The organism is Sphingopyxis sp. (assembly GCF_035250425.1).
Classification (GTDB): Bacteria; Pseudomonadota; Alphaproteobacteria; order Sphingomonadales; family Sphingomonadaceae; genus Sphingopyxis.
Genome location: NZ_DATFFD010000149.1, coordinates 1 through 3,774, shown reverse-complemented (window position 1 = coordinate 3,774; position 3,774 = coordinate 1). Strand labels below are relative to the sequence as shown.

The following is a 3,774-nucleotide window of genomic DNA, read 5'->3' as shown; positions in this document are numbered from 1 at the left end:
GTTCCGGGCGCGCGCTGGCGGCGCTGCCCGACGCGCGCGCCTTCCTGCGGCTGCCGCCCGCCTTGCTGATCGATCGGCCCAGCCCGATTTACGGCCGCGCGCCCGACGCCAAGCCGATGGCGCCGGCATGAGCGGTGCCATCCGCCTCGCCCCCGCCCGCGTCGGCGATCTCGCCGCGGTGATGCGCGTGATGGAGGCCGCGTTCGAGCCCGCCTATGGCGAAGCGTGGAGCGGCGCGCAGCTTTTGACCTTGTTCGCGCTGCCCTCGGCGCGCGTGTGTCTCGCGTGGGAGGGCGATCACGCGTGTGGCTTCTCCGCCGCGCGCATCGCCGGGCCCGAAAGCGAATTATTGTTGCTCGCGGTCGACCCGCTGTTTCGCGGCCGCGGGATCGGCGCATTACTGATCGACGACTGGCGGGCATGGGCGGCCGAACAGGGTGCCGAAGACTATTTCCTTGAAATGCGCGCCGATAATGACGCGATTCATCTCTATGCGAGCGCAGGTTTTGCAGAGTGCGGCCGGCGGCCGGCCTATTACCGCGGCAATGACGGGGTGGTTCGCGACGCAATTACCATGCGCAGATCGGCACAGGGGCAAAAACCGGACTGATCGGTCATTGCGAAATTGCATCCAAAGTGGCAGTATTCTGACCGGCGGAAGAACAAATCCAATATTCGCCGGCATGTCTTCTGGGTAATAAGAATCAAGGAATAGTCTCATGTCCGACCAAGCCGATACCAACGAAATGCTCGTTACGCTTACTGCTGACATCGTCGCCGCGCACGTCAGCAACAATAGCGTCGCCATTTCGGACCTCTCCATTTTGATAAACAATGTGCATGCGGCGCTGTCGGGTCTCGGGACCGAACCGGTCGTCGAGGAAAAGCTGGTGCCGGCGGTGTCGATCCGCACCTCGGTCAAGCCCGACTATATCGTCTGTCTCGAAGACGGCAAAAAGCTCAAGATGCTGCGCCGCCACCTGATGACGCATTATGGCATGACCCCCGACGATTATCGCGCGAAATGGAGCCTGCCCGCCGACTATCCGATGGTCGCGCCGAACTATGCCGAAAAGCGCCGTGCGTTGGCGAAGGAAATCGGCCTCGGCACCAAGGGCCGTGGCGGCGGGCGCAAGCGCAAGCCCAAGGCCTGACACTTAGGGTTCTGACCCTAAGATAAATCGCTCCAGCCGGAGCAGGGAAGGGCGGCGCCACAGGGGTGCCGCCCTTGTCCTATCCGCGGGGCGTGCCTATACAGTTTGTAACGAACATAGACACGGCTGCATCTGCAGGAAAGGCAAGCATGTCCGGCAATATCGATCTCGAAGCCCTGTGCCACGAAAAGGGGCTGCGCATCACCGAACAGCGCCGCATCATTGCGCGCGTCATCTCGGATTCGGAGGATCACCCCGACGTCGAGACGCTGTATGAGCGCGCGTCAAAGGTCGACAGCGGCATTTCGATCGCCACCGTCTATCGCACCGTCCGCCTGTTCGAAGAGGCGGGCATCCTCGATCGCCACGATTTCGGTGACGGCCGCTCGCGTTACGAAGCCGCGCCCGAGGCGCATCACGATCATCTGATCGACGTCGAAACGGGCAAGGTGATCGAATTCGTCGATCCCGAGCTCGAGGCGTTGCAGAAGGTGATCGCCGAACGGCTGGGCTTCCGCCTCGTCGACCATCGCATGGAGCTTTATGGTGTCGCCATCGATCGCAAGCGCGACTGATCGCGCCTCGATCACCTGGCGGACGGTCGCGCGTCTCGCCTTGATGGTGCTGACGCTGCTGTTCCTGATCGTCCCGCACCTCCTCTACCGCGCCGCCCGTCGTCCGTCGCCGATGGTGATGGCTTTCCTCAACGCCGTCGGCTGGATCGCCGGGCTGCGCATCCGCACGACGGGTACGCGGCTCAGGCAGAGCGTCCTCTTCGTGTCGAACCATGTCAGCTGGCTCGACATTCTCGCGCTCGGCGGCGCCGCGCGGTCGGCGTTCGTGTCGAAGGCCGAGGTCGGCACGACCCCGCTCGTCGGCTGGCTCGCCGACCAGAACCACACTATCTATGTCCAGCGCGAGGCGCGGCGCGAAATCCACAACCAGGCGAACGAGCTGCGGGGCGCGCTCGCGCGCGGCCGCCCGGTGACGCTCTTCCCCGAAGGCACGACCGGGCCGGGCGATGGCCTGCTGCCCTTCCGTGCCTCGCTGTTCCAGGCGGTGATCCCGACGCCGCCGAACCTGCGCGTGCAGCCGGTGTTTCTCGATTATGGGCATGAGGCGAACGACATCGCGTGGCTCGATCCCGAATCGGGGCTGGACAATTTCAAGCGGCTGCTCGCGCGCAAGCGCCCGGTCCACCTAACGATCCACTATCTCGACCCGCTGCCCGATAGCGTCGAGAGCGACCGCAAGCTGCTCGCCGAGGCGGCGCGCGCCGCGATTGCGGCGGAAATCGCACGGTCTTCCGCCAGCGCGCCGCATCGCCTATAGCGCGCCGATGAAATCCGACTCTCCCCAAAATCCTCAGAAGACTTTTCACGTCAAATCCTTCGGCTGCCAGATGAACGTCTATGACGGCGAGCGCATGGCCGAGATGCTGGGCGCCGAGGGCTATGTCGCCGCCGCCGACGGTGCCGACGCCGACCTCGTCGTGCTCAACACCTGTCACATCCGCGAAAAGGCGGCCGAAAAAGTCTATTCGGACATCGGCAGGCTGAAACGCGCCGACGGCAGCCGCCCGACGATCGCGGTCGCGGGTTGCGTTGCGCAGGCCGAGGGCGCCGAAATCGCGCGCCGCGCTCCGACCGTCGACGTCGTCGTCGGCCCGCAGGCCTACCACCGCCTGCCCGACCTGATCGCGCGCGCCGCGCGCGGCGAGAAGGCGGTCGATCTCGACATGCCCGCGGAGAGCAAGTTCGGCGCGCTGCCGAAACGCGCCGGCGGCCAGCGCCCGACCGCCTTTCTGACCGTGCAGGAAGGTTGCGACAAATTCTGTACCTATTGCGTCGTGCCCTACACCCGCGGCGCCGAGATCAGCCGGCCCTTCGCCGACCTGATCGCCGAGGCGCGCGCGCTCGTCGCTGGTGGGGCGCGCGAGATCACCTTGCTCGGCCAGAACGTCAACGCATGGGACGGCGAGGATGACCGGGGCGGGGCGATCGGCCTCGACGGGCTGATCCGCGAGCTCGCGCGCGAGGACGGGCTCGAGCGCATCCGCTATACCACCAGCCACCCCAACGACATGACCGAGGGGCTGATCGCCGCGCACGGCGAGATCGACAAGCTCATGCCCTTCCTTCACCTCCCGGTGCAGGCGGGCAGCGACCGCATTCTCGCCGCGATGAACCGCAGCCACTCGGTCGAAAGCTATCTGAAAATCATCGAGCGCGTGCGCGCCGTGCGCCCCGATATCGCGATCTCAGGCGACTTCATCGTCGGCTTCCCCGGCGAGAGTGACGCCGATTTCGAGGCGACGCTCGATATCGTCCGAGCCACCAATTATGCGATGGCGTACAGCTTCAAATATTCGCGCCGCCCCGGCACCCCCGCCGCGACGATGGATGGCCAGATCGACGAAGCGCTGCTCAACGAGCGCCTCCAGCGCTTGCAGGCGCTGCTCAACGAACAGCAGCAGGCATTTAACGAAGCGACCGTCGGCCGCACGACGCGCCTGCTCCTCGAACGCAAGGGCAAATTGGACGGCCAGCTCATCGGCAAGTCGCCCTGGCTCCAGTCGGTGCATGTCATCGCGCCGGGGCTCAAGATCGGCGATATGGTC

Annotated in this window: 5 protein-coding genes; all 5 read left to right on the top strand. The window is 65.3% G+C overall.

Annotated elements, in window-relative coordinates; all coding sequences use genetic code 11:
- Positions 1–127 precede the first annotated feature (127 nt).
- On the top strand, positions 128–610 hold the full coding sequence (locus VJ811_RS08525; protein ID WP_324071842.1) for a GNAT family N-acetyltransferase: 483 nt from the start codon (positions 128–130) through the stop codon (positions 608–610).
- Between the two features lie 109 nt (positions 611–719).
- Positions 720–1,154, top strand: a complete 435-nt coding sequence (locus VJ811_RS08520) for a MucR family transcriptional regulator (RefSeq protein WP_324071840.1) — start codon at positions 720–722, stop codon at positions 1,152–1,154.
- 149 nt (positions 1,155–1,303) lie between these two features.
- Complete coding sequence (locus VJ811_RS08515) at positions 1,304–1,729, top strand: Fur family transcriptional regulator (protein ID WP_056369183.1); 426 nt, start codon at positions 1,304–1,306, stop codon at positions 1,727–1,729.
- Positions 1,698–2,486 (top strand): lysophospholipid acyltransferase family protein, encoded by a 789-nt coding sequence (locus VJ811_RS08510; protein ID WP_324071839.1) that lies wholly within the window; start codon positions 1,698–1,700, stop codon positions 2,484–2,486. The genes VJ811_RS08515 and VJ811_RS08510 overlap by 32 nt, the downstream gene beginning before the upstream one ends.
- A gap of 7 nt (positions 2,487–2,493) precedes the next feature.
- Positions 2,494–3,774: tRNA (N6-isopentenyl adenosine(37)-C2)-methylthiotransferase MiaB (gene miaB, locus VJ811_RS08505; protein WP_324071838.1), on the top strand; the 1,281-nt coding region annotated here is incomplete at its 3' end.

Bases quoted from the DNA above. Each gene is read 5' to 3' on its own strand.
- VJ811_RS08510 (WP_324071839.1), top strand. From the start codon at position 1,698: ATGGTGTCGCCATCGATCGCAAGCGCGACTGATCGCGCCTCGATCACC.
- VJ811_RS08525 (WP_324071842.1), top strand. From the start codon at position 128: ATGAGCGGTGCCATCCGCCTCGCCCCCGCCCGCGTCGGCGATCTCGCC.
- VJ811_RS08515 (WP_056369183.1), top strand. From the start codon at position 1,304: ATGTCCGGCAATATCGATCTCGAAGCCCTGTGCCACGAAAAGGGGCTG.
- VJ811_RS08520 (WP_324071840.1), top strand. From the start codon at position 720: ATGTCCGACCAAGCCGATACCAACGAAATGCTCGTTACGCTTACTGCT.